This window comes from Microcoleus sp. B6-A1 (genome assembly GCF_036705085.1).
Lineage (GTDB): Bacteria > Cyanobacteriota > Cyanobacteriia > Cyanobacteriales > Microcoleaceae > Microcoleus.
In genome coordinates, this window is sequence record NZ_JAUBTU010000107.1 from 1 (window position 1) to 22,839 (window position 22,839).

A 22,839-nucleotide genomic window follows, 5' to 3' on the forward strand; every position below is an offset into this window, starting at 1 on the left:
CCTACCGAAACTGGTCTAAACTAACTATGTCATTCTACCACAAATATAGTCTGTCTACTTACGCCGAGCTGTACTAGTCGTTTTCCTACATAAATCAACCCATTAATTCCGAGTGGGCGACTATCGTCAGTGGCGATCGCAAAAAAGTCACTTTAGTCGAGCGCAACTTGTCGCCAAAATACGAATACCAGCTTCCCGATGCAATTAGCTGTTTAGCCATCAGTCCCAAAGGCGATTTGCTGGCAGCAATTATGGCCAATGGCAATCACTTAGCAATTTTGACAGCAGAAAACCAGCTAGTTTTTGAAGAACAGCTACCTAACCCTCCTGTTAAAGTTTCACATTTGCATAACAAGAATGGATTTCAGGACTGCTGGTTTGATGCAGACGGCGTGCGTTTTTGGTGCATGAAATTAATTGAAATGAAGCAAGTCGAGATTCAAATTCGCGATACCAGTTCGTGGCAAATCCAGCGACAACTTTTGCTCAAAGACCCTCTTGGCGCCGGCAGTTCTTTCTCGTTTCACCCGCACCCAGAAAATCACATTTTAGCTCTTTATGCTGCTGCCGGTCAGCACGGACAGCAAATCTACTGCCTTTATGATGATGGTACGAGAATTCATGCCGTCGAGGTTCCCTGTCTCTATGACACAGCGCCTCCAGAATTTCATCCTGCTGGTGGCGAATTTGTGGTTATAAATAATTACGATCGACAAATCAGCCGATTCAGTTTTCCTGACTGCAATCTACTTGGAATATGCGAATGCCCTTGTCCTGATTCGGATGACTGGTTTAGGTACTCTATGTGCTACCTATCAGACGATCGCCTTCTAATTGACACGGTTCAAGGAAGAATGTATTTAATCGATCTTAAAAAAATGGAGATATCAGATGAACTGATTTTAAGCGGTCATGAACCGCGCTCGTGTAAAGAACTTTACCCTACTCTCAAGGATGTTGAAGAAGGGCTTTGCAGCGACTTGGACTGTTTTTATCGATTTGATTCAGATAGCATTCTGTCCGTTCACTCACAAGTCCTGAGTCAACAACCTGACTCTAAACAGAAGACATTAGTTATCTTCGGGGGAAAAGAGTTGTTTGGTTCGCTGGCGAAGGTACAAGAATCCGCACCGTACAGTAAATTATTAATTCAATCTTTAGGCATTTCTTAAGGATTTCCAATACAGGACGCTTCTTGTGCCGTGTTAGCTTTTGACTCGCTTTCCCGCAGTCCGGCAGGGGTTTCAACCCCTGCCTCATAGCGAAAGTCGGTTAAAACCGACTGTAGATTTTGACGGGAAGTGCGAGGGATTTTAGTCCTCTTTCAGAGGACTTTAGCTATGAGACTGGGAATTCATTCCCTGTCGGACTGTCGGTTAAAACCGACTGTAGAGTTTGACGGAAAGTGCGATCGATTTCAGTCCTCTTTTAGAGGACTTTAGCTATGAGACTGGGAATTCATTCCCTGTCGGACTGTCGGACTCACAAACAATATCGGTGCTGCATTTGATGTTAAGCTGACGCACCGTAATAAAATCAGCCAGTAAGGTGAATTTGACATCATAAATTATTTATACTACAATATATACTACAGAGTAATCAGCAAAATAAATCTCAATAAAAATGCCCTACGAAAAATTAGACATATCAGCCCCAAAACCAGTATTATCTTGGGCAAATCACGCCCTAGGCGAAAAAGAAACCAAGATGACCGCAAACGTAGCATCTTTGCCATTTGTATTCAAACACGTCGCACTAATGCCCGACGTACATTTAGGAAAAGGTGCTTTAGTCGGTTCAGTAATTGCCACAAAAGAAGCGATTATTCCGGCTGCTGTGGGCGTTGATCTTGGTTGCGGGATGGCTGCCATTAAAATGCCTTTCACCGCCAACAAATTAGAAGGCAAACTCAAACAAATTCGCCTCGATATCGAAGCCGCAATTCCCGTGGGATTTGCGGAAAACAAGGAAGTAGAAAAAACTGTCACCAACTGGCAAGGATGGGGCGAGTTTAAGGAACTTCATCAAGGCGTGCAGCACCAAAACAATAAAGCCTTAAAACAAATGGGTTCCCTCGGCGGCGGTAATCATTTTATTGAGGTTTGCGTTGATACTGAAAACTTTGTTTGGCTGATGCTGCATTCCGGTTCTCGCGGCATTGGAAATTTGCTCGCACAGCAGCACATCGAGACTGCTAAAGATTTAGCTAAACTAGCAGAAATTAATCTGGCTGACAAAGATTTGGCTTATTTTGTAGCGGGTACGCGCGAGTTTGCCGCTTACTGGCACGATTTGCAGTGGGCGCAAGATTATGCTCGTTTTAATCGCGATGTAATGATGAATCGGTTTAAGCGAATTGTGGAAAAGCACGTCGCGGGCGGCAAATCTGTTAAGCCGTTATTAGAGGTGAATTGCCACCACAATTACGCGGAAAAAGAGGTGCATTTTGGGGAAGATGTGTATGTTACTCGCAAGGGTGCCGTGCGCGCGGATGTAGAGGATTACGGGATTATTCCGGGTTCGATGGGGGCGAAATCTTTTATTGTTAAAGGGAAGGGAAATGTTGAGAGTTACTGTAGTTGCAGTCACGGTGCGGGGCGCTTGATGTCTCGCACTCAAGCAAAGAATGTATTCACTCTTGATGATTTTGTGCGGCAGACTGAGGGGGTTGAGTGCCGGAAAGATGAGCAATTTTTAGATGAAATTCCGGGGGCTTATAAGCCGATTGATGAGGTGATGAGTCAGCAGTCGGATTTGGTGGAAGTTGTGGCGACTTTGAAGCAGGTGGTTTGTGTCAAGGGGTGATGGTGATAATCAGAAACCGGGTTTTTTACGAAATTACTGCATTTGAGCCTTGAACGCTCGTGAAAAACCCGGTTTCTTTTTCAGGAGTGGGTCTCCCAAAGTCGGTATTGACACAAGGCTTCTTAATGGTTTATAAATAAAGCGTAGAGCTTATAATTATCCCGAATATTACTTGATTGCAAAAATGCAAATACGTTGGGTCATATGAACAATAAAAACCCTTTTAAATTATGAAGATTATTTCACTTAGACTCAAAAATAATTTTTGGGAGTGGGATTTTGATGAAATTAAGTTTTCATCAAATTTAACCCTTTTAGTAGGCGTATCAGGTGCAGGCAAAACCCAAATCCTGCGTGCCATTATCGATTTAAGACGTATTGCAAATGGAAAAGCTATAAATGGGTTTGAATGGAAAATCAGATTTTCTACGGTAAACGGTACTGAATTTATTTGGGAAGGTGGTTTTGATACTGTTGAAACAAATGAACTAAGTTTTGAGGATGATGAAAAAGAAAAACAAGATGAGCGAGAAAAATCTTCTTTAATTTATGAAAGATTGACCTCAAACAATCAGCTTTTAATTCTTCAGCGAGATTTGGAAGAAATTAGGTTTAAAAATAGCCCAATGCCTAAACTTTCTTCGCATCAATCAATGATATATATTTTGAAAGAAGAAAGTGTGATTAAAGAAGCCTTTGATGCTCTAAATAAAATAGAATATCGCGATCATACAATAAACGGTAGGCGTTTTATAAACTCAAACCAATCTTTGCAATCGCTCAAAAATAAATACAAAACCTTAGACAGCATAGTCAATAGTGATGAGGATATTAGAACTAAACTATATCTGACTTATGAAAACAAGTTAGATATTTATGAAAAAATAAAGTCACGATTTATTGACATTTTTCCACAAATCGGAGATCTAAAAGTTGAGCATTTTAAAACTGACATCTTGCCTAAAGCAATTGCTGGGAAAATTCAGCCTGGTATTTCTATAAAAGAGAAATCTGTACCAAAATGGATTAGAGAAGATAGGATGTCTTCGGGGATGTTGCGTACAATTATTCATATAGCCGAAATGTTTCTGGCAAATGAAGGTTCGGTAATATTGATTGATGAATTTGAAAATAGTTTAGGGATAAATTGTATTGACATCTTGACTGATGACCTGATTCACGAAAATAAAACCTTACAATTTATTGCAACAAGCCATCACCCTTACATTATCAATAATATTCCGTATGAATATTGGAAAATTGTGACTCGACAGGGCGGACATATTAGAATTTGTAATGCCTCCGATTATCATTTGGGTAAATCTAAACAAGACGCATTTATTCAATTAACCAAAATTCTCGAAAAACAATCATAGTATGAACTTCTATTTTGTATTTGAAGGGAAGACAGAACCGATTGTTTATAAAAAGTGGTTATCTGTACTTCTTCCAGACTTGACAGAAGTGGATAGTTTTGATGCTGTAAATCAGAATAACTATTATTACGTAAGTGATATGGGCGTTCCTAGTTGCTACAGAGTTGCTGCTAATGCTATCCAAGATATTAACGGTTTTCCTAAATATAATTACTTGGTACTATTTACAGATGCAGACCGTTTTACAGTTGCAGAGAAAAAAGCGGAAGCTGATGAGCAAATTAAGTTAGAATTACAAGATAAACCTTTTAAAGCATTACCGGAAAATTGCCAACTAGAAATTATTGTCCAGAAAGTTTGTATTGAAACTTGGTTTTTAGGCAATAGGAATTTCTTTGTCAGACATCCACAAAATAATCCAACTTTGACACAATACATCGAATATTTTGATGTAAGCAAAAGTAATCCCGAAGACTTAGCTAGTGAATTTGTGCAAGATGAAGAAAATACAAAGGATATTTTTGGATATAAAACAAAAGCTCTGTTTCATGAAGGTTATCTTAGAGAAATTTTCAAAGAGCGTAGTTCTGCGTCAAACAAGAGTTTTTCTTACCGTAAATCTAAACCGATGGAAGTACAAGAAGAATATTACCTTAAACAACTGATAGCGAGAATTGAGGCCAATTCTGATCACTTACTTAGTTTTCAAGAATTTATAAAGTTTTGTAGGAAAATTAATGGGCAACCAAATAAATAATACATCGCCGTGCGCGCTGTGGGGAAAGGAGAATTCGATCGCACAAACAGCATCAAAAGGGGGAAATTGAGATTAACTCGATTTCCCCCCTCTTTACAAACGCTTTGTTTTCTGAAGCTTTTTCTCTAACACACCATGTGTCTCGACTCAATTTCTAGCAAGCGCAGCAGTGTTTCATCGCCCTTGGCTTTGGCTGCTTGCTTTCTACGATCGAGAATATTGCAAAGATTCGCTTGGTGCACCTGCGCCACTTCCACAACTGTTGGGTAATATTCCCCCCTCGCCGAGGCGCGAGCTGCTGCGACATCCCGATCGCCCGATTGAGCATCTCGCTTTTTGGTATAGTTTGGGCCGCCGTATTTTTTGGGGTTGGGAATGTGTCTCGGATACCGATAGTTCCAGTTTTGCCCCCGGTATTTGCCCGCGACTTCGCCTTCGACCATATCAACTGTCGGAATGTCGTACTCGTAGTTTGAACCGCGATAAGTGAGTTTCATATTTTTTGATCCTTATATTTATGGAGATAAAAAGGGCAGTCAGGTCAGGGTTGGTTTTCTGGGCTAAAACTTTTTTAGTTTCTGTATTCAATTATACGGTTTTTTGAGATGAATCGGTTCTATTTACAAAAATTAATATTTGGAGGGGGGAGACGGCAAGAAAAAACCCGCCGCAGCGGGTTTAATCGAGTTTTTGACTAATTCGAGCAGCACCCGGAGCGAAACTGCTTCGGTTCCGCAGAACTAGCCAACTGTCACCTGATCGGTTTGCACGTTTGTTGCGCCTTCTTCAGCAGAGGCGATCGCCACCAACTTGTCGAGAATTTCCTGACTGGGAACTTGACCTTTGAGAACAACCGTGCTGCTGAGCTGAGCCACATAAACAGTCTCGATATCAGCAACTTCTGGATCGCTGTCAAAAGCTAAAGCCACCCTCTTCGCGAGGCCGCTTTCGTCAAAATTTCCGTCTGGGCCGACTTTAGCAGGAGCGATGGATTGCGCTTGTGCTGCTTGCTGTACTACTTGTGCCATCGGTTCAGCCGGGGCTTCAGGCTTTTCGAGTCCGAACAGTCTTTTAAACCAACCCATAGTATTTGAGTCTCCTGAAAATACACTTTTTACACAATAGCTCTAGAATTCCAAAAGACTCCTAATTGTTGCAAAACTCAGCGAAATTTATCAAAATGTTTTCCGGCACACTTTCACGATCTCAAATCTCCTCTGATATCCAGATGTTTATTTGGCTATTTTATGTATGGGAGGCTACGCCTTGGATTGCAGATCAGTAGTCGAAATAGTTCCCACTTTTACCTTGAAAAAACTGCACAGCGCGCCGGAATACATTCCCGGTTTGTTTAACTACTGGGGACATCTCGTGCTGGTCATCGAACTGTGTTCACTGATACAGGCGACGCTAAACCCGCGCTTAATTGGGGGTAGCCCTGCATATACGCTGTCAATCTAATTCTTAACTTTTGATATAATATTGTTCTGCTTCTGACCAATTCAGTTTAAGCAACGAATCATCTCCCCAGGTTAGTTTGAGACTCGGCTTAATTGCTTCCACGCCCAAAGCGCTAATAATCTGCGCTGCGACAGCTTTCGCCAATAGCGGCGGTACAGAATTTCCGACTTGGCGAAAACCGTGCCATTTTGTGACGTGAAATCTAAACCAGTCAGGATAGGAATGCAGTCGCGCAGCTTCTCTGACTGTAATGCACCGAGGGGCGATCGGGTGAATCGGCCTCGGCGAAGTATAAGCCCCCCTCGCCCTGTCGGTTCCGGCCCTGAGAGTGTTGCAAACTCCGTCGGGGTGAAGCTTGTAAAAACGGCTGATCGGCTCTTTTTCGCCGTGTTTTGCCGCCTGAAACCTTTCCATACATTCCTGAGAATGTTTAGTTCGTAAACTACAAGAGAGGATTTGTCGATCGTACTCGCGATCGTAGGAATAATCATCATCCAAACCATCAATTCCGCGCATTATACTCGCATAAGTGCTGCACTTTCCGTACTCCGCCCTGACCCAATCTCGGTGCAGCAACTCGCTGTACTTTTCCACATCCGGCAAATCTCCAATCGCATCCCAAACTGTCGGGACAGCAGGTAAATTAATTTTTTTATAGCGTTTAGGAATTTTAATTTTGGGCAGTATAGTAGTTTGCTGAGGGTATTTTGGTAGCTCATAACCTTCTTTGCACCCAATCAAAAACAATCGTTTGCGAGCTTGTGGCACTCCATAGTTAACGGCGTTGAGAACTTGATAATTTTCTTCTACTTTATAGCCACATTTCAGAAAAGAGCTAATTAAAACATTCAGGAGTTCTTTGTGTTCTCCTGATGCAATTCCCGGCACATTTTCCATTACAAAGAACTTGGGTTTTAGCTCCAAAACTAAGCGCTGAAAGTGAAAAATTAGAGAATTTCGTGGGTCGTCCACATCGCGCTTGCCCATCATGGAGAATCCTTGACAGGGCGAACCGCTGATTACTACGTCTATCTCGCGCCGCCCGATCGCCGATTTTTTCCGAATTTCCGATCCCGTAAGCTGTGTGACATCTTTGCACAGAATAGAACACAGCGGGAAATTAAACTCGTGTGTGGCGCAGTGAATAGGGTCAATTTCGACTGATGCAAGTACATCAAAACCTGCTTGTTCAAAGCCCAGAGTCATGCCGCCCGCACCTGCAAATAAATCAACAGCGATCGGTCGCTTTTTCCGATTGCTTGGCATAACATTTCAATAACAAAGTTGCTTTAATAGAAATTAAGGAAATCAACCGCTTTTCTGGTAATAAATCGTGGGTTTGTCCACCAGTCAGCCACAAAGGAACCGGGTTTATACATAACTTTTAAATACAAAAAATGCTTTAATAAGCTGTATTTAATTTGACATTTTTCATTATTTCTGCAGCAGCCCGATCGCACACACCCACATCTCCGAGACTTTCGCGCATTTCCCGATAACCTGCCAAAGTTTGCTGGCGTCGATCGGCATTTTGCAGCAATTCCAGTGCGTGATTCACTATATTTTCCGCAGTCGCCTCGTCTTGCAGCAACTCCGGGACGATCGGCTTCATTTGCACCAAATTGGGCGGAGACATAAAAGGAATCGAAAATTTCAGCACGTGGCGAGCAATAACCGCCGTAATCGGACTGACGCGGTAGGCGACAACTTGCGGAACGTCGAGCAAAGCTAGCTCCAGATTAACAGTACCAGATTTAGCGATCGCCAGATCGGCAGCAGCCAAGATTTCCAGAGTTTGATTTTCTAACAAAGTAGCCCGCAAACCGTAATTCTCGATCGCCTGTTCGATTTTGCTGCGAAAAGCTTGATTAGCAAGCGGAATCCAAAAATGAACTTCCGGCAATTTAGCTTGAATAATTTGAGCAGCCTCAAATATAACCGGCATCAGGTACTTGAGTTCTTGGTGTCTGGAAGCGGGAATTAGGGCGATCGACACCTGTTCCGGCCCAATTCCCAAAGTTTTGCGGGCAACTTCCCGGCTGGGCGCAGATTGCATTCTATCCACCAAAGGATGGCCAACCCAACTCACTTCGGCTCCTTTTTTTTGATAATAACAAGCTTCTTCGGGGAAAATTGCCAAAAGTTGGTCGCAAATATTGACAATCAGATCAGTATTGCGAGGAGAAATCGACCAAACCCATTCTTGAGGTGCGATGTACCAAACCACCGGCAAATCAGGCAAACAGCGGCGGATGTAGCTGCCAATACCGAGATTTGGAGTCAAATAATCAATCAATACAACAGCATCGGGGCGGAAGTTTTTGAGATATTGTTTAGCTTTTTGCTGAACTTGGATCGTTGGCCAAATATACGGCACTGATTCTATAAGGCCCATAGAACCAATGCCCAAAGTATCGCCTAAAATAGTAGCCCCAGCTTCCGCCATACGAGGGCCGCCCAATCCTGTTATTTCTAACTCCAAACCAGCCGCGACAGCGTGACGTTTTAAGGCTGCAACTAACAAAGCTCCTTGCAAATCGCCCGAAACCTCACCAGTGCTGATAAAAATTTTCATATTGTGAATTTATACAGGTGAGATGTTGGCTAATAACTCGGTAACAGCATCATATTGATCGGGCTCCTTAGCACAGCGTAGCAGTAATTCTAAGTCCAGAGCGGGAAGGAATGTACTCCGGGAAATCTGCTCATAATTTTCACCTGTTAAGTAATAGAGAGATAACTGACTATTTTGCCAAAACCAGACTTCCCGAACTCCCAATCTTTTGTAGAACTCTAGAGTATTTATCCCGCCACTGGTAATTACCACTTCAATAGCAATATCTGGGACTATTTTTTGGGTTCCTATATCATAGGAATCATCCGGCTCTTTTCTACCGCCTAATTCTCTGTTACCTAGAGTCGGGCCGCCCTTGCCGTAAAATCTAATCCCATTTGCTCTCATATATGCCTCTAGCAGCATACAGAGAGTTTTCTTGATTATTTCGTGTTCGGGCGAGACAGTCATAATTTGCAGTATTTTATCGAGATAGAAAAATTTCACACCTCTGACATCTTTAAAAGCTGCTTCTATCGCTTCAAATTGCTCCCAACTAACATCTGATAACCTAATGCAGCCATCTTGTTCTGTTTCAGGGTATGTAGATTTGACTGAAGTATATACATTCATAGGGCAACAGTCGCTTAGTTCATAGGTTTATTCTACCTCATTCACTTCTTGCCTGGAATCAAACCGCGCCGCCCTTTGGTTATAGACTGCTGCACAAATCTCCGCAGGTGCTGCAAGTGGGCGTTTTCTGGCAACAAATCCAACTGTTCCAAAGCTCGATCGAGAGTGTAGCCAGAACGGTATAAAATACGAAAAGTTTTCTTCAAAACTAGCAAATCTTCTGCAGTAAAACCGGCGCGTTCGAGGCCTATTTTGTTGATTGCTCGCACTCTCGAAGGATTCCCCTCGACTAGCATATAAGGAGGTACGTCTCGATCGATCCTGCTCAAGCCGCCCACCATAGACAAGCGGCCGATGTGGACAAACTGGTGAACGCCCAAAACACCGCTCAATCGGGCTTGAGACTCGATTTTAACGTGTCCGGCTAAGGCTACAGCATTGGCGATAATTACTCGATCGGCGATCGCGCAATTGTGTCCCACATGAACATAAGCCATCAATAGATTATGATTGCCAATAGTCGTGCTTTCTCCGGCTCCAGTAGCGCGGTTAATTGTCACGTATTCCCGAATGAGATTGTTGTCGCCAATTTTCACCCTAGTCAGAGAACCCTCGTATTTCAAATCTTGAGGTTCCAAACCAATCGCCGCACCGGGGAAAATTTGATTGCGAGCGCCTATTTCTGTTAGCCCGTCGATAATTGCATGAGCGCCAATCTTAGTCTCCGGCCCGATTTTCACTCTTTCCCCAATTACAGCATAAGCTCCCACTTCTACAGTCGGGTGAAGTTCAGCGCGGGGATGAATCACAGCAGTTGGGTGAATCAAAGTAAGCATTTTTCAGTTGTCAGTTGTCAGTTGGCTGTTGTCCGTTGTCTGTTGACTGTTGGCTGTTGTCTGTTGGCTGTTCTTAGTTATAAATTACCAATTACCCGTTACCAATTCCCCAATTTAATCTACCATCGAAAACGTCAATTCCCCTTCACAAACTTTTTGTCCATCTACTTCAGCCAGAGCCTGCATTTTTGCGAAGCGGCGGCGTTTTACCCACAGCAATTCTACAGTCATTAGCAACTGATCGCCCGGTACAACCTGACGACGGAACTTGACTTGATCAATTCCGGTAAACATCCACAATCCTTGCTTGATGTCAGGCAACTGAGCCAGAACAATACCGCCAACTTGAGCCATCGCTTCGACAATTAATACTCCAGGCATAATCGGCCGTCCGGGGAAATGCCCTTGAAAATGCGGTTCGTTGAAAGTCACATTTTTAATTCCTACAGCCTTCTCCGACGGCACGTAAGCAACAATCTTGTCAACCAGTGCAAAAGGATAGCGATGAGGCAATAATTTCTGAACTTCTTCGAGAGTAAAAGTAGATTTAACCGCTGGAGAATCATCACCGTTCTCGGTGGGAACGGATTCAGAATTAGCAGTATTGAGGGTGTTAACTTCAGTCAGCGTAGACATTACTTGAAGACTTTTGAGTGTGGTATTGCAGAAGGCAGAAGTCAGAAGGAAGATGCAATCTTAACAGAATATCACCTTGTTTTTTCCTAACTTTTATCTAGGGTAGCTAGAGCTTGCGATTTCAGGGCTTGGGCGAGTTGGACGTGCAGGTTGTGACTGGCTTTGTAAGCCAAGTAGTGAGCTTTTGGCCAAGTTCCGAGCAGACTGAGGTCGCCTACTAAGTCTAGGATTTTATGGCGCACCGGTTCGTTGGCAAATCTCAAAGGCGGGTTGAGCCAGCCGGATCGATCGCAAACTAGGGCGTTCTCTAGGGTACCACCTTTGATCAAACCTGCTTGTCGCAATTGGTCAACTTGGCGAGCAAGTCCAAAAGTGCGGGCTGGGGCGATCGCCGTCGCAAAACTTTCTGCTTCTGGCGACCAACTGTACCATTGATTGCCGATCGCCTGTTCCTCAAAATCAATTCCGTAACTAAATCGAGTTTCGGCTAACGGTAAAGCCGCTGCAAAAGCATCCCCGTGACGCACCCAAATTGGATTTTCTAGGACGAAGGAGGAAGTGGGGTCTTGCTTCGATTCTTGAGGAACTAAGCCGGTATGGGCGATCGCCTCTACCCAAACCAGAGCCGAACCGTCCAGCAGAGGTACTTCCGGCCCATCAACCTCAATTCGAGCATTATCCGCTCCCATCCCCGCCAAAGCGGCTAATAGATGCTCTACAGTGCGAATTTGAGCATCGATACCAGCCAGTTCAGTTGAAAGTGCAGTCTGACAAACTGCCTCAATTTTTGCAGGAATTATCGGAGCACCGGGCAAGTCAATTCTGACAAAATAGCGGCCTTCCCCAACCTCTGCAGGCAAAACTCGGACGCGAGTTGGTTCGCCGCTGTGCAAACCGATTCCCGACAGTTCAAATTCAGATTTTAGGGTACGTTCAATAATCATTAGTCATTAGTCATTAGTCATTAGTCATTAGTTAGTAGTCATTAGTTAGTAGTCAGTAGTTAGTAGTCAACTGTCAACTGTCAACTGTCAATTGTCAAGCCAACTGTCAACTGCCAACTGCCAACTGCCAACTGTCAACTGTCAACTGCCAACTGCCAACTGCCAACTGCCAACTTAGAATCGCTCACCAATCCCAAAGTGAATTTGATTGTCGCCGGTGTCGTTGATACCGTAATCGATGCGGATCGGCCCTAAAGGAGATTGAACCCGCACGCCGATGCCGTAACCGTAACCGCTACCGGGCTTTTCGCGGATACCTGCCGGGTCGCCCGGGACATCTTTGCCTGTGCCCAAGTCAGTGCCAGCATCCAAAAATAGCGCTCCGCCGATAAACGAAATAATCGGGAAACGGTACTCAACGCTGGCTTCTAGGAAGCTGCGCCCGGCTCCCATGTCGCCTTCGTCGTATCCGCGCACCGAGTTGGCGCCGCCCAAGGCAAAGGCTTCGTATGGAGGCAAATCTCCGAATACGGTGCCGCCCCTAAAACTGAATGCCAGGGTTTGAGGGCCGGCGGTAAAGTTAGTGTACTTGACTGGTAGGTACAAGCTGTAGCTGGCCCGCAGGCGGTTTAAGAGGATGCTGCCGGAACCTACAGGAATCGATTGTTCCATCCCAAATCTGAGCAGGGAACCGCTAGTGGGGCGGAGGGGGTCGTTGCGCCGATCGCGCACAACACCTGCTTGCAAAGTTGTCAAGTCATCCGAACCCGAATCGCTAAAACTCAACAGGTTGCCGAGTTCGTCCTCGGATTCGCGCCTGCCTTTGCGATCGGTAATTGAGACTCGCTGGTACTGCAAACCGACTGAAGCAGTCCACTCAGAATCGGCAAAAGGATTGCGCGACAGAGGACGGGTGAAATTGATGCCGGCCCCGGTGCGATTGATGCGGGGTCGATCCTCGTTGGGTAATCTGACTTCCCGTTCGCCGCCGTCAAAAATCACGCTGATCGATCGTCTTCTAAACGCATTAATCGTATAAGAAGTCCGGTAAGGATCGCCCGCAATCCAGGGATCTGTAAAACTCAAGTCAAACAGATTTTGGCGTTCCCCGATTTGTACTTCAGCCCCCAATTTCTGGTTCCTACCTCTCAAGTTTTGCTGCTGGTAACTCAGCGTACCGAACAAACCCGTCGCGGAACTCAAACCCGCACCCGCGGCTAGAGAACCAGTATTTTTCTCAATGACGTTGACAATTACCCTTGCTTTGCGGGGGTCAGTCGTTCCCGGTTCCAAGGCAAGTCGCACGTCTTCAAAAATTCCCAAACCAAACACCCGTCTCAAATCTCTTTCCGCCTTGGTGCGGTTAAAGATGTCTCCGGGCTTGAGTTCTACTTCGCGGGTGATGACAAACTGACGGGTGTTGCCTCCGATCGGCTGACCGGTGGCATCTGTTGCCTCTCCCTCCTTGTTCAGGAAGCGGACATCAACGGATTCGATCTGGCCTTCTGCCACTACCAGGGTGACAGTGCCGTCGTCTGCTACTTGCGGGGCATCAGTGATTTGGCCCAAAACATAGCCGTTCTCTTGATACCACGCATTAATTTTTTTCACTCCCTCTTCAAAGCGGCGGAGGTTGAGAATTTTGCCGTATTGATCGCGGAAGCTTTCGTCAATTACGCTTTGGGGCAGGACTTGCTGACCGGTGATTGTCACTCCCCGCAGCACCGGATTTGGCTGGACAATAAAAGTCACCCGGACGCCCAACGGGGTGTCTTCCGGTACTGCCCGCACATTTCTGAAAAAGCCTGTGGCAAAAATGGCGTTGATGTCTTGTTGCAGTTGGCTGCGGTTGGTCGTGCGTCCTGGTTGGGTGCTGATGACTCGGTAAATTTCGGTTTCCAAGTCTTCCGTCGCCCCGGTGACTGTCACTTCTGCAACTAGCACTTGCGGTTCTGCCGCCCCTGCGGGTGCGGGGGTTTGTCTCGGCTGCGGTGCCCGGCCAGGGGACAATGGGGGAACGGTGTTAGCGGGCGGTCCCGTCGGGGCCGGTATTGTCGGAACTTGGGCGTTTTGAGCGATCGTCCCTGATTCCTGTGGTTTCCCTAGCTCTGCTGCGATCCAGGCGGGCGTTACAGCCGCTTCCTTGGGGGGGAGCGAGCTGTCCTGTTGTGCCTGTGGCAGGGCGTTTTGGCTGCTAGATGCGGGGGAGGGGTTGGATGCTAGCTGGGGTTGGAGTTGAAGGAGCGGAGGTGAAACCGGGGAGGGCGGGTCTGTGACTTGGTTTGGGGGTTCCTCGCCTTCTCCTCTGGCAGGGGCCTCCGCTATTGTTAGGGCTTCCTCTTTGCTAGTTTTAGCGGCTTTGCGGTTTTGAGGAGGGTTTTGGGTTAATTCTGGAATGGGGCGATCGGGTAATTCGATCGACGGGGCGGGTACAACGGCAGCCAAAGCTTCCTCTGCTGATTCAGAGTAGGATGTTTGGCCGGAAGCAGAATTTGATAACCCGAATGTTGCTGAGGCAGTAAAAACTGCCACCAATACAGCAGATAAACGCATTTTTGTTCACTTTTTTGGGCAATCCACACACCACATTAGTCATTATTCATTAGTCATTAGTCATTAGTTATATAAGTCGGTGGAATTTCGCGCTGACCGCTAATTGATGACTGTTGACCGCTGATTGCTGACATCGAAAACAGAAGGGTGACAAACTGTGCAATTCTAGCGCATTACCAAGGCCTCTAGACTTTCTGAGCGAGAACCCGTTGGAGAACTTGCTGGTAAGCGGTTTCTACCGATCCTAAGTCGCGGCGGAATCGGTCTTTGTCCATAACACGGGCGTCGGGGTCTGCTTCTGCGTTGTCCCAGAGGCGGCAGGTGTCGGGACTGATTTCGTCGGCGAGGATCAGATTTTGATGTTGGTCGATACCGAATTCTAGTTTGAAGTCTACCAGGGTGATGCCGCACTCGGTGAAAAATTCTTTGAGTATTTCGTTAATTTCGCGGGCGGCGATTTCTAGTTGGTCTACTTGTTCGGGGGTGGCTAGCTGCATTAGCAGCAGCCTGTCGCGGGTCAGCAGCGGGTCTCCCAAATCGTCGTTTTTGTAATAAAACTCCACCAGCGGCGGGTTGACTATTGTGCCGAGGGCGAGTCCGGTTTGCTTGCAAATACTGCCGGCGGCAATGTTTCTGACGACGACTTCCAAGGGCAAGATTTGGACGCGACAGACTCGCATTTGGTTGGGGGCCGGCGTGTCGATGAAGTGGGTGGGAATGCCTTTGGCTTGTAGCATCCGAAACAGGTGGGCGGATACGGCGCAGTTGATTTCACCTTTGCCGACGATGCTGCCGCGTTTCTGGGCGTTAAAGGCTGTGGCGTCGTCTTTGAAGTGGGTCAGCAAAATTTCGCTGTCTTCGGTGGAGTAGAGGATTTTGGCTTTGCCTTCGTAGAGTTTGCGATCGGCTGACATGGCGATTAATAATAAGGTAGATGAATTTTAGATTTTACAGTAGCTCGATCGGGTGTTATTGGCGAGTTTTTGGATCTCGGCTGCACCGCTCATTCTCTGACCAAGAATTTCTTGAGGGTACAAGCCCCCAGATTTATCCGTGGAATCAATCCAAAATCTAAAATCTAAAATCCTCAAGCCCCCGCATTTATCCGTGGGGTCAATCCAAAATCTAAAATCTAAAATCTAAAATCGAATGAGGGGCGAGTACCCCTGCCAGTAGATACCGTCATCGGCCCCGGCATAAATGATTCTTGACAAAGGACAATAGAGATTAAACCTGCTGGGTTCGCGATCCGTGCTGACTAAACCTCGCCAACGAGACGGGCGCTTAAAAAACATCTATAAAATGGCTGATTTATGCAAGACAAAAAAATTCATATTCTCTTGGTAGAAGATGATGAGGTTGATGTGATGAACGTCCGGCGAGCTTTCAAAAAAAATAACATCGTCAACCCCCTCTACATTGCTGCCAATGGATTAGAAGCTCTCGCTATATTGCGTGGAGAAGGAAAAATAGATCCTCCAATGCCTCAAGCGCGCCGGTTGATTTTGCTGGACTTGAATATGCCGAGAATGAGCGGGATCGAGTTTTTGCAAGAATTGCGACTGGATGAATGTTTGAGGTCGATTCCGGTAATCGTCCTCACAACTTCTAATGAAGATAGAGATAAAGTAAAAGCTTATAATTTGAATGTAGCGGGCTATATTCTTAAACCTGTGACTTTTTCTAACTTTGTGGAAGTGATGGCTACCCTAAACAGATACTGGATGCTGAGCGAAATTCCCTAAATAAGAGAAAATTTAACAGGAAAAGTTTCAAGGTGGCTTTGGTGATTTTTCAGTTGTGCATTTATTTTAATTACTTTTTGTTGTAGGCCTCAGCTTTTTCGGAGTAATCCACAATTCGGTTCTTATGGACAAAATTCTCACAATTCTGATAGTTGATGACGATGCAGTCGATCGCATGGCGATCAAACGCTTGCTCAAGTCCGCTGGTGTTTCGGCAGAAGTTACTGAAGCAGAAGACTGCGCGGATGCCCTGGCCCAACTCTCGGTCAGCAAAAATTCTACTCAGGCTACCGCAAAACTCTCCAAACACAATAAATCTCAACCTTTAAGCGAGGTTGATCATAAAGAAAAGGGGCTGCTATTAAATCAAATATTTGAGTGCAAATTTGACTGCGTATTGCTCGACTACGGATTGCCGGACGGAGACGGGCTGAGTTTGGTAAAAAATCTACGAGAAGCTGGGCTGAAAGTTCCCTTAATTGTGCTAACAGGTCAAGGCGACGAACAAATTGCTGTAGAATTGATGAAGGCAGGAGCTTCGGATTATATCGCTAAAAATAAGCTTTCTTCCGATAGTTTATCTCGCAGTTTGTACAATGCCATGCGCGTTTATCGCGCCGAATATCAGGCGTTTCATACCAGTCAAAAACTCAAGGAAAGTGAGGAACGGTACAGGTTAGTTTTAGAGGGAGTGAACGACGGAATTTGGGATTGGGATTTAAGTAAAAATGAGGTTTATTGGAACGATCGCCTTTTGGAAATTATCGGTTTGTCGCGAAACCAATTTGGCAGGACTATGGAAGCTCTATACAACCGCCTGCACCCCGATGACAAGGAGGGAATCGTCGCGGCGATCGCCGCTCACTTGGAACAAGAAATAGACTATAATGTAGAATTCCGGCTGCTACACTCGAACGGTGTTTACCGCTACTGCACTTCTCAGGGAAAAGCTCAGCGGAATTCCCAAGGAAAACCGCTGCGAATGGCCGGCATGATTAGCGACATTACTGAGCGGAAACAGGCGGAATATGCTCTGGAAAGGGAACGGCAGCAACTGAGACAAATTATTACTTGCGTGCCTGTAGCAATGGCGATGTTTGATACACAAATGCGCTATATGGCTAACTCTAAAAAATGGGTTAGTCAATTTAATTTAAAGTTGCCGTCTCTGAATAATTTTAGCCATTACGAATTGTTTCCAGATACACCGAATCGCTGGAAAGTAATGTATCAACAAGCGCTCAAAGGTCAGGTAGTTTCTGTGAGCGAAGATGCCTGGGAACGAGCCGACGGATCTGTTCTGTACCTGCGGTGGGCTGCTCACCCTTGGTACGATCCAGACGAGAAAGTCGGGGGAATTGTGATGGTTGCCGACAAGATTAATGAGTTGGTGGAAGCGCGGGAAACTGCCTTAGAAGCTAGCCGGGTGAAGTCGCAATTCTTGGCGAACATGAGTCACGAAATTCGCACTCCGATGAATGGGGTTTTGGCAATGGCTCAATTGCTGCTGCGCGCTCCTCTGGAACAGAAACAGCGGGACTGTGCTCAGACGATTTACCGCAGTGCTGAACATTTGCTAAATGTTATTAATGATATCCTCGATTTCTCTAAGATTGAAGCGGGAGAAATGAGGCTGGAAAAGTCTAATTTTGATTTGGATATTTGCGTTGAGTCTGTGATAGAAATTATAGCGCATTTGGCAGAAGAAAAAGGTATTGAATTGCATATTTTAGTTGACAGTTCGGTGCCGAGAAAGTTGGTGGGCGACGCAGGCAGATTGAAGCAAGTTTTGCTTAATTTGACGGGTAATGCCATAAAATTTACCGATCGCGGTCAAGTTCTAATTCACGTAACGGTGAAACAGGGCAACCGACTGGCAGAGGGTAGACAAGAAGCAAGATTGCTCTTTTCGGTGCGGGATACTGGCATTGGAATTTCGGCCGAAGGGCAAACAAAACTGTTCCAATCTTTTTCTCAGGTAGACGATTCTCCTACTAGGCCTTACGGGGGGACGGGTTTGGGTTTGGCTATTTCTAAGCAATTAGTGGAGATGATGGGAGGGGACATTGGAGTTCGCAGTTTGCTAGGCAGCGGTGCTACTTTTTGGTTTACTGTACCTTTGGAAAAACAGTTGCCAGTTGAGCCTCATGATCCCGAACTTGTGGGCAAGAAGCTGTTAGTAGTCTCTGGAAGCGCTTTGAGGAGGGCAGCGGTGCGATCGCTCGCTCAAAGTTGGGGGGCCCGCTGCGATGAGGCAGAAACTGTTGCTGAGGCTTTGAGTTGGGTGAAAAATGCCCAGCGCGGGATTTCTCAGAATTCGGGGGAGGGGGAAAAAAGCTGGGATGTGGTGCTTGTGGACTTGCAAATGCCGGAGTTGGATGCGGAAGAATTTGCTAGGAAAGTGCGATCGACCTCGACAGTTGGCTCGTTAATCGCCATGACTGCTTTGCGGGAACAGCCGAAGGCTGAATCGCTTTGCAGTCATGGTTTTAACGGATATTTGATCGAGCCGGTGCGGCCAAGTCGCCTGCTTGAGGCAATGGCGCCGGTGAAGGGAACAGGAGATTTTGGGAGATTGGAGGCTGCTAATACTTGCAAGTTGCCAGCAGTTAATTCTCAATATGTTACTCCCAATTCGCCATCATCGCTGAGAATTTTGCTGGCGGAAGACCACCCGATTAATCAACAAGTTATTGTCGAACAGTTGGCAGTTTTAGGCTATCAGGCTGACTGCGTGGTGAACGGTCAAGAAGCGCTGGATTTGCTGGCAAAAAAAAGCTATGATTTAGTGCTGATGGACTGTCAAATGCCGGTACTTGACGGTTACAAAACGGCGCAAAAGTTGAGGCAAATCGAAGGAAGCGATCGGCATACTTTTGTGATGGCTTTAACTGCTCATGCTATGCCGGGGGAACGAGAAAAGTGTCTGGCGGCGGGGATGGACGATTATCTCAGCAAACCTGTAGATTTAGATGCTTTGGCGGCGGCCCTGAAAAAGTATGAAGCCCTAAATGTTCAGGGTGAAAATAAGTATGGAGTTAAAAGTATTAATTCGGACAACAAATCTCAATTAGCAACAAATTATACAGAAGTTGTGGAAAAAGCGCAGGTTGTGGCTGGGCCGGCACCAAGGGCGATCGCACTTCAAACTTGGGAACATAGAGACTACGACGGACTGTTCGACAAGAGCAGATTGGAGCAACTCGGACGAGTTAATATTAAATTGCCAGAGCGACTTTTGCAAGCTTTTGTGGCAGACGCCCAAGCTGATATGGCTGCTGCCAAAATAGCTGTAGAAGCTAAAGATTGGCAAGCTGTGGAATATCAAGCACACCGTCTCAAGGGAACTTCTGCTAATGTGGGAGTTGCTCTAATGTCGGATTTGGCCGCACAATTGGAGCATCAAGCGCGAGGCTTTCAATCTGAACCACCAGAGGTGGAATTGTTAAATATGGAGAGGATTGAGAACATATTAGTGAGTTTGTCCAGTCATTTAGTCCGGGTTCAAGAATTTGTGGAAACTCGAATGTTTGGTTAAGATATTACTCGCTCGGAGTCGATATTAGTCGGCGATTAAAATCGCCAGTACAAAAACGAAGTTTCTCTCGCTTGAGACTAAGAAATAAAGCGGTACGGTACGGAGGCTGCATCCTTAATATAAAAATTATAAGAGGGGAATTTTGTTTGTTTCTTTCTTCACTCCGTGTCCTCTGCGTTCTCTGCGGTTAATTTAAAAAATAATTAATTTAGCTATGAATTACGATACCAGTACAAACACTATTTTAGATAGCGATTCATTAGAAAATGATGAAAAACTTCTAACGCCTTTGATGACATTTGCTAGAGAAGTTTTATTGTATGAAAACGAGGCTATCTCTGAGCAAACTTCTGTAAATGCTGTGCCGTACCAGCCCGATGAAATCAATAATTTATGTGCTGACAATCTCCTAGCAAAAGTGGCTCGCTGCTGTCGGGAAAGCAAGGTGGGAAAAAAATTACCCACGGCTTTTTACGTTCACGTTTCGGCTTTGGCGACACTCAATCCTGTCCTCGGAATCTACGAAAATTGTGCCAGACGCACTCTCGAAAATATTGATGAAGCAACTTTAGTTAAAGTTTCACTCCATCAACCTAAAATCTCTTATCTTTTTTACCCTGATTTCGATACAGATGCTCATCCTGCTTTGCAAACCAGCATCCAAATTAATCTAGCAACAGGGGAAGTTAAATATTTCGATTACAGCAACAGCGAAAATCCCCCTGTTTTGCACCGTAAGGAAACTTTTGTAGCGGCGGATTATCCCAATTACGAAAAGTTTGCGAGGCTGACTCGCTGCGAGGAAAAGTGGGGACTGCTTGACAATACTAGCGTTATCGGCACTCGCAATGGTTGGCTCAAATATTTGGGATATTGCGGTGTAGAAATTCAAGATCATACTGTTGTCGAGCGTTTGAAACAGGAGAATAGTGAGCTATCAATTCCTAAGATCGAGCGACACAAAGCTGCAATGGTGCGCCACTCTCTTTCTAAACCCCTGCGTCTGGTTTTAGAAGCTGATTTAGCGAAGGACGGCGCGACTTTTTTTGACTACGGTTGCGGTTACGGCGGGGATGTTAAATATATTGCACAAGAGGGTTATGCTATTTCTGGTTGGGACCCATACTATCAGCCGGATACTCCGCGAATGTGTGCGGATATTGTGAATATTGGTTATGTGATTAATGTAATTGAATCTTTGGCGGAACGCCGAGAAGCTTTGCTAAGTGCTTGGGAATTAACTAAGAGTTTATTAGTTGTAGCGGCTCAAGTTTTGATTGATGATAGCGAACGAGGCCAAATTGCTTATGGGGATGGGGTGATTACTTCTCGGAATACTTTTCAGAAGTATTACGAACAGGAAGAGTTGAAGGTTTATATTGACCAAGTTTTGAATGTTGATGCAATTCCTGTGGCTTTGGGAATCTATTTTGTGTTTCGGGATGCAGCGGAGGGTGAAAGTTTTCGTGCTTCTCGGTTTCGATCGCACTTATCAACTCCCAGAGTGCGATCGCAAGTTAAGCGGTTTGAGGATTATGCGGAAATGTTGGCTCCTTTGATGGCTTTTGTGAGCGATCGGGGCCGCCTTCCTGTTAAAGGCGAACTAGCGGAAGAATCGGCGATTAAGGAGGAATTTCACAGTTTTAATCGCGCTTGGAGGGTGATTTTGCAAGCAACGGATGCGGATGATTGGGAGAAAATCGCCGACAAGCGCCGCCAAGATTTGCTGGTGTATCTGGCTCTGAACGGTTTGGGCGATAGACCTTCAATGCGCCGACTCCCAGCTCAAATCCGCAACGACATCAAAGGTTTGTTTGACAATTATCAAAAAGCTTGCACTTTGGCAGATTTAATGCTATACAGTCTGAGCAAACCTGATATTGTGGCGGATTGCTGCGAAGATAGTGCGATCGGCTACAAACAGCCCGGTACTCTTTCAGTTCACGTCTCTGCATTAGAAGAACTAGACCCTTTGCTCAGGCTCTACGAAGGCTGCGCCAACCGCACAATTGGCAGACTAGACGGCGCGACAATCATCAAATTTTACGCTCGCAGACCTCAGATTTCCTATCTATTTTATCCCGATTTTGACACTAACCCGCATCCAGCCCTTCACACTTCTATGCACATAGATTTGCGCGACCTTTCTGTGAGCTATCAAGACTATTCTGATGTGTACAATCCGCCAATTTTAGTGAGAAAAGAAGCTTTTGTTACTGAGAGTTATCCGCATTATGACAAGTTTGCGAAACTCACCCGCCAAGAAGAAAAGTTAGGTATTCTCGATCGTGGCGTAGTTAAGAAACATCGGGAATGGATGAAGTGTTTGGAGGAAAATTGCGTTAAAATTAAGGATCATAAGTTGTTTTGGCGATCGAATGCTGACCCCGAAAAATTAAAAATGCTACAAAAAGCGGCGTCGGAACGTCAGGCGCGAAAAATTGAGGTTAATGCAGGAAAGAGTGAACGAACCGCAGAGGACGCAGAGGAGGGAAAAGAAGATGGACAAAAGGTTCAGATTGAAGCAGTTGAGCGTGGTTAGAATTGCTATAATCACCGGAGCGATCGTTAGAGTCGATAAAAAGTAGCAGGCAAAGAGAGTCAGCAACCCGCTTTAATTTTAGGCGGTTAAGACCGCTATCTCGCTCTCCTCTGAACTCTCGCATAGACTGAGTTTCCAGCTTCGGAAGTTTTCTCATGAAAATAATTTGGGAAAGAATTGATAATTGGCTGGCAGCCAATGCACCTCAAGTGCTGAAAACTCTCAGACCTGGCGCTACTGATGAGGAGATTTATCGGGCAGAAGCATTCTTTGGTGTAGAGTTTCCCGAAGATTTCAAGCTGTCTTACCGCGTGCATAACGGTCAGGATGAAGAATCTTAGTGCGATTCGTTGAAACGTGAATCACGGTAATCAGTCCGTAAATAACGTTTCCAGCCACAAGGCTGAACTCTCGGTCTGATAAGGGTGCAAGTCCCTTCTGCCAGACTCAGGCATGACT

General features: G+C 45.5%; 19 protein-coding genes. 9 read left to right on the plus strand and 10 right to left on the minus strand.

The genetic code is table 11. The annotated features are described in order from the left end of the window. Window positions 1-167 precede the first annotated feature (167 nt). The 4 genes from QUB11_RS27090 (at window position 168) to QUB11_RS27105 (ending at window position 4,938) form a co-directional block, all read left to right on the plus strand. Window positions 168-1,172 carry a hypothetical protein gene (locus tag QUB11_RS27090; RefSeq protein ID WP_333206848.1) on the plus strand — a complete coding sequence of 335 codons (1,005 nt, stop codon included), beginning with the start codon at window positions 168-170 and terminating at the stop codon, window positions 1,170-1,172. Between the two features lie 451 nt (window positions 1,173-1,623). Next, window positions 1,624-2,805 carry an RtcB family protein gene (locus QUB11_RS27095; RefSeq protein ID WP_333206849.1) on the plus strand — a complete coding sequence of 394 codons (1,182 nt, stop codon included), beginning with the start codon at window positions 1,624-1,626 and terminating at the stop codon, window positions 2,803-2,805. 230 nt (window positions 2,806-3,035) lie between these two features. Next, window positions 3,036-4,181, plus strand: coding sequence for an AAA family ATPase (locus QUB11_RS27100; RefSeq protein ID WP_333206850.1), 1,146 nt, complete (start codon window positions 3,036-3,038; stop codon window positions 4,179-4,181). A gap of 1 nt (window position 4,182) precedes the next feature. After that, entirely contained in the window at window positions 4,183-4,938 is a 756-nt protein-coding gene (locus QUB11_RS27105) for a hypothetical protein (RefSeq protein ID WP_333392089.1), read from the plus strand. A 125-nt stretch (window positions 4,939-5,063) separates the two neighbouring features. Here QUB11_RS27105 and QUB11_RS27110 read toward each other — a convergent pair whose 3' ends face one another. Both QUB11_RS27110 and QUB11_RS27115 read right to left on the minus strand, forming a co-directional pair. Continuing rightward, window positions 5,064-5,435: a DUF4278 domain-containing protein gene (locus QUB11_RS27110; protein ID WP_333206852.1), complete on the minus strand. Its 372-nt coding sequence runs from the start codon at window positions 5,433-5,435 to the stop codon at window positions 5,064-5,066. 243 nt (window positions 5,436-5,678) lie between these two features. Continuing rightward, entirely contained in the window at window positions 5,679-6,023 is a 345-nt protein-coding gene (locus QUB11_RS27115) for a BON domain-containing protein (RefSeq protein WP_333206853.1), read from the minus strand. Between the two features lie 166 nt (window positions 6,024-6,189). On the opposite strand from QUB11_RS27115, the gene QUB11_RS31375 reads away from it, so the two are divergent. After that, the gene (locus QUB11_RS31375) at window positions 6,190-6,399 is read left to right on the plus strand and encodes a chemotaxis protein CheW (RefSeq protein ID WP_445300802.1); all 210 of its coding nucleotides are present in this window, start codon (window positions 6,190-6,192) and stop codon (window positions 6,397-6,399) included. A gap of 3 nt (window positions 6,400-6,402) precedes the next feature. Here QUB11_RS31375 and QUB11_RS27120 read toward each other — a convergent pair whose 3' ends face one another. From QUB11_RS27120 to purC, 8 genes are all read right to left on the minus strand, one after another. After that, complete coding sequence (locus QUB11_RS27120; RefSeq protein ID WP_333206854.1) at window positions 6,403-7,665, minus strand: DNA cytosine methyltransferase; 1,263 nt, start codon at window positions 7,663-7,665, stop codon at window positions 6,403-6,405. A 136-nt stretch (window positions 7,666-7,801) separates the two neighbouring features. Then, window positions 7,802-8,974 (minus strand): lipid-A-disaccharide synthase, encoded by a 1,173-nt coding sequence (gene lpxB, locus QUB11_RS27125; protein ID WP_333206855.1) that lies wholly within the window; start codon window positions 8,972-8,974, stop codon window positions 7,802-7,804. A gap of 9 nt (window positions 8,975-8,983) precedes the next feature. Beyond that, window positions 8,984-9,586 (minus strand): Uma2 family endonuclease, encoded by a 603-nt coding sequence (locus QUB11_RS27130; RefSeq protein WP_333206856.1) that lies wholly within the window; start codon window positions 9,584-9,586, stop codon window positions 8,984-8,986. A 41-nt stretch (window positions 9,587-9,627) separates the two neighbouring features. Next, on the minus strand, window positions 9,628-10,422 hold the full coding sequence (gene lpxA / locus QUB11_RS27135; RefSeq protein WP_333206857.1) for an acyl-ACP--UDP-N-acetylglucosamine O-acyltransferase: 795 nt from the start codon (window positions 10,420-10,422) through the stop codon (window positions 9,628-9,630). Between the two features lie 114 nt (window positions 10,423-10,536). After that, complete coding sequence (fabZ, locus tag QUB11_RS27140; protein ID WP_333206858.1) at window positions 10,537-11,058, minus strand: 3-hydroxyacyl-ACP dehydratase FabZ; 522 nt, start codon at window positions 11,056-11,058, stop codon at window positions 10,537-10,539. A gap of 86 nt (window positions 11,059-11,144) precedes the next feature. Beyond that, on the minus strand, window positions 11,145-12,002 hold the full coding sequence (gene lpxC / locus QUB11_RS27145; RefSeq protein WP_333206859.1) for a UDP-3-O-acyl-N-acetylglucosamine deacetylase: 858 nt from the start codon (window positions 12,000-12,002) through the stop codon (window positions 11,145-11,147). A 174-nt stretch (window positions 12,003-12,176) separates the two neighbouring features. After that, entirely contained in the window at window positions 12,177-14,555 is a 2,379-nt protein-coding gene (locus QUB11_RS27150; protein ID WP_333206860.1) for a BamA/TamA family outer membrane protein, read from the minus strand. Window positions 14,556-14,740: 185 nt separating this feature from the next. Next, on the minus strand, window positions 14,741-15,469 hold the full coding sequence (gene purC / locus QUB11_RS27155; protein WP_333206861.1) for a phosphoribosylaminoimidazolesuccinocarboxamide synthase: 729 nt from the start codon (window positions 15,467-15,469) through the stop codon (window positions 14,741-14,743). 399 nt (window positions 15,470-15,868) lie between these two features. On the opposite strand from purC, the gene QUB11_RS27160 reads away from it, so the two are divergent. From QUB11_RS27160 to QUB11_RS27175, 4 genes are all read left to right on the plus strand, one after another. Then, window positions 15,869-16,300: a response regulator gene (locus QUB11_RS27160; RefSeq protein WP_333076249.1), complete on the plus strand. Its 432-nt coding sequence runs from the start codon at window positions 15,869-15,871 to the stop codon at window positions 16,298-16,300. A gap of 124 nt (window positions 16,301-16,424) precedes the next feature. Further along, window positions 16,425-19,838, plus strand: coding sequence for a response regulator (locus tag QUB11_RS27165; RefSeq protein ID WP_333206862.1), 3,414 nt, complete (start codon window positions 16,425-16,427; stop codon window positions 19,836-19,838). A gap of 214 nt (window positions 19,839-20,052) precedes the next feature. Continuing rightward, a complete protein-coding gene (locus QUB11_RS27170) occupies window positions 20,053-22,380 on the plus strand; it encodes a DNA phosphorothioation-associated putative methyltransferase (protein WP_333206863.1) in 2,328 nt (775 codons plus the stop codon). A 155-nt stretch (window positions 22,381-22,535) separates the two neighbouring features. Continuing rightward, the gene (locus tag QUB11_RS27175; protein WP_333206864.1) at window positions 22,536-22,721 is read left to right on the plus strand and encodes an SMI1/KNR4 family protein; all 186 of its coding nucleotides are present in this window, start codon (window positions 22,536-22,538) and stop codon (window positions 22,719-22,721) included. The last annotated feature ends 118 nt before the right edge of the window (window positions 22,722-22,839 follow it).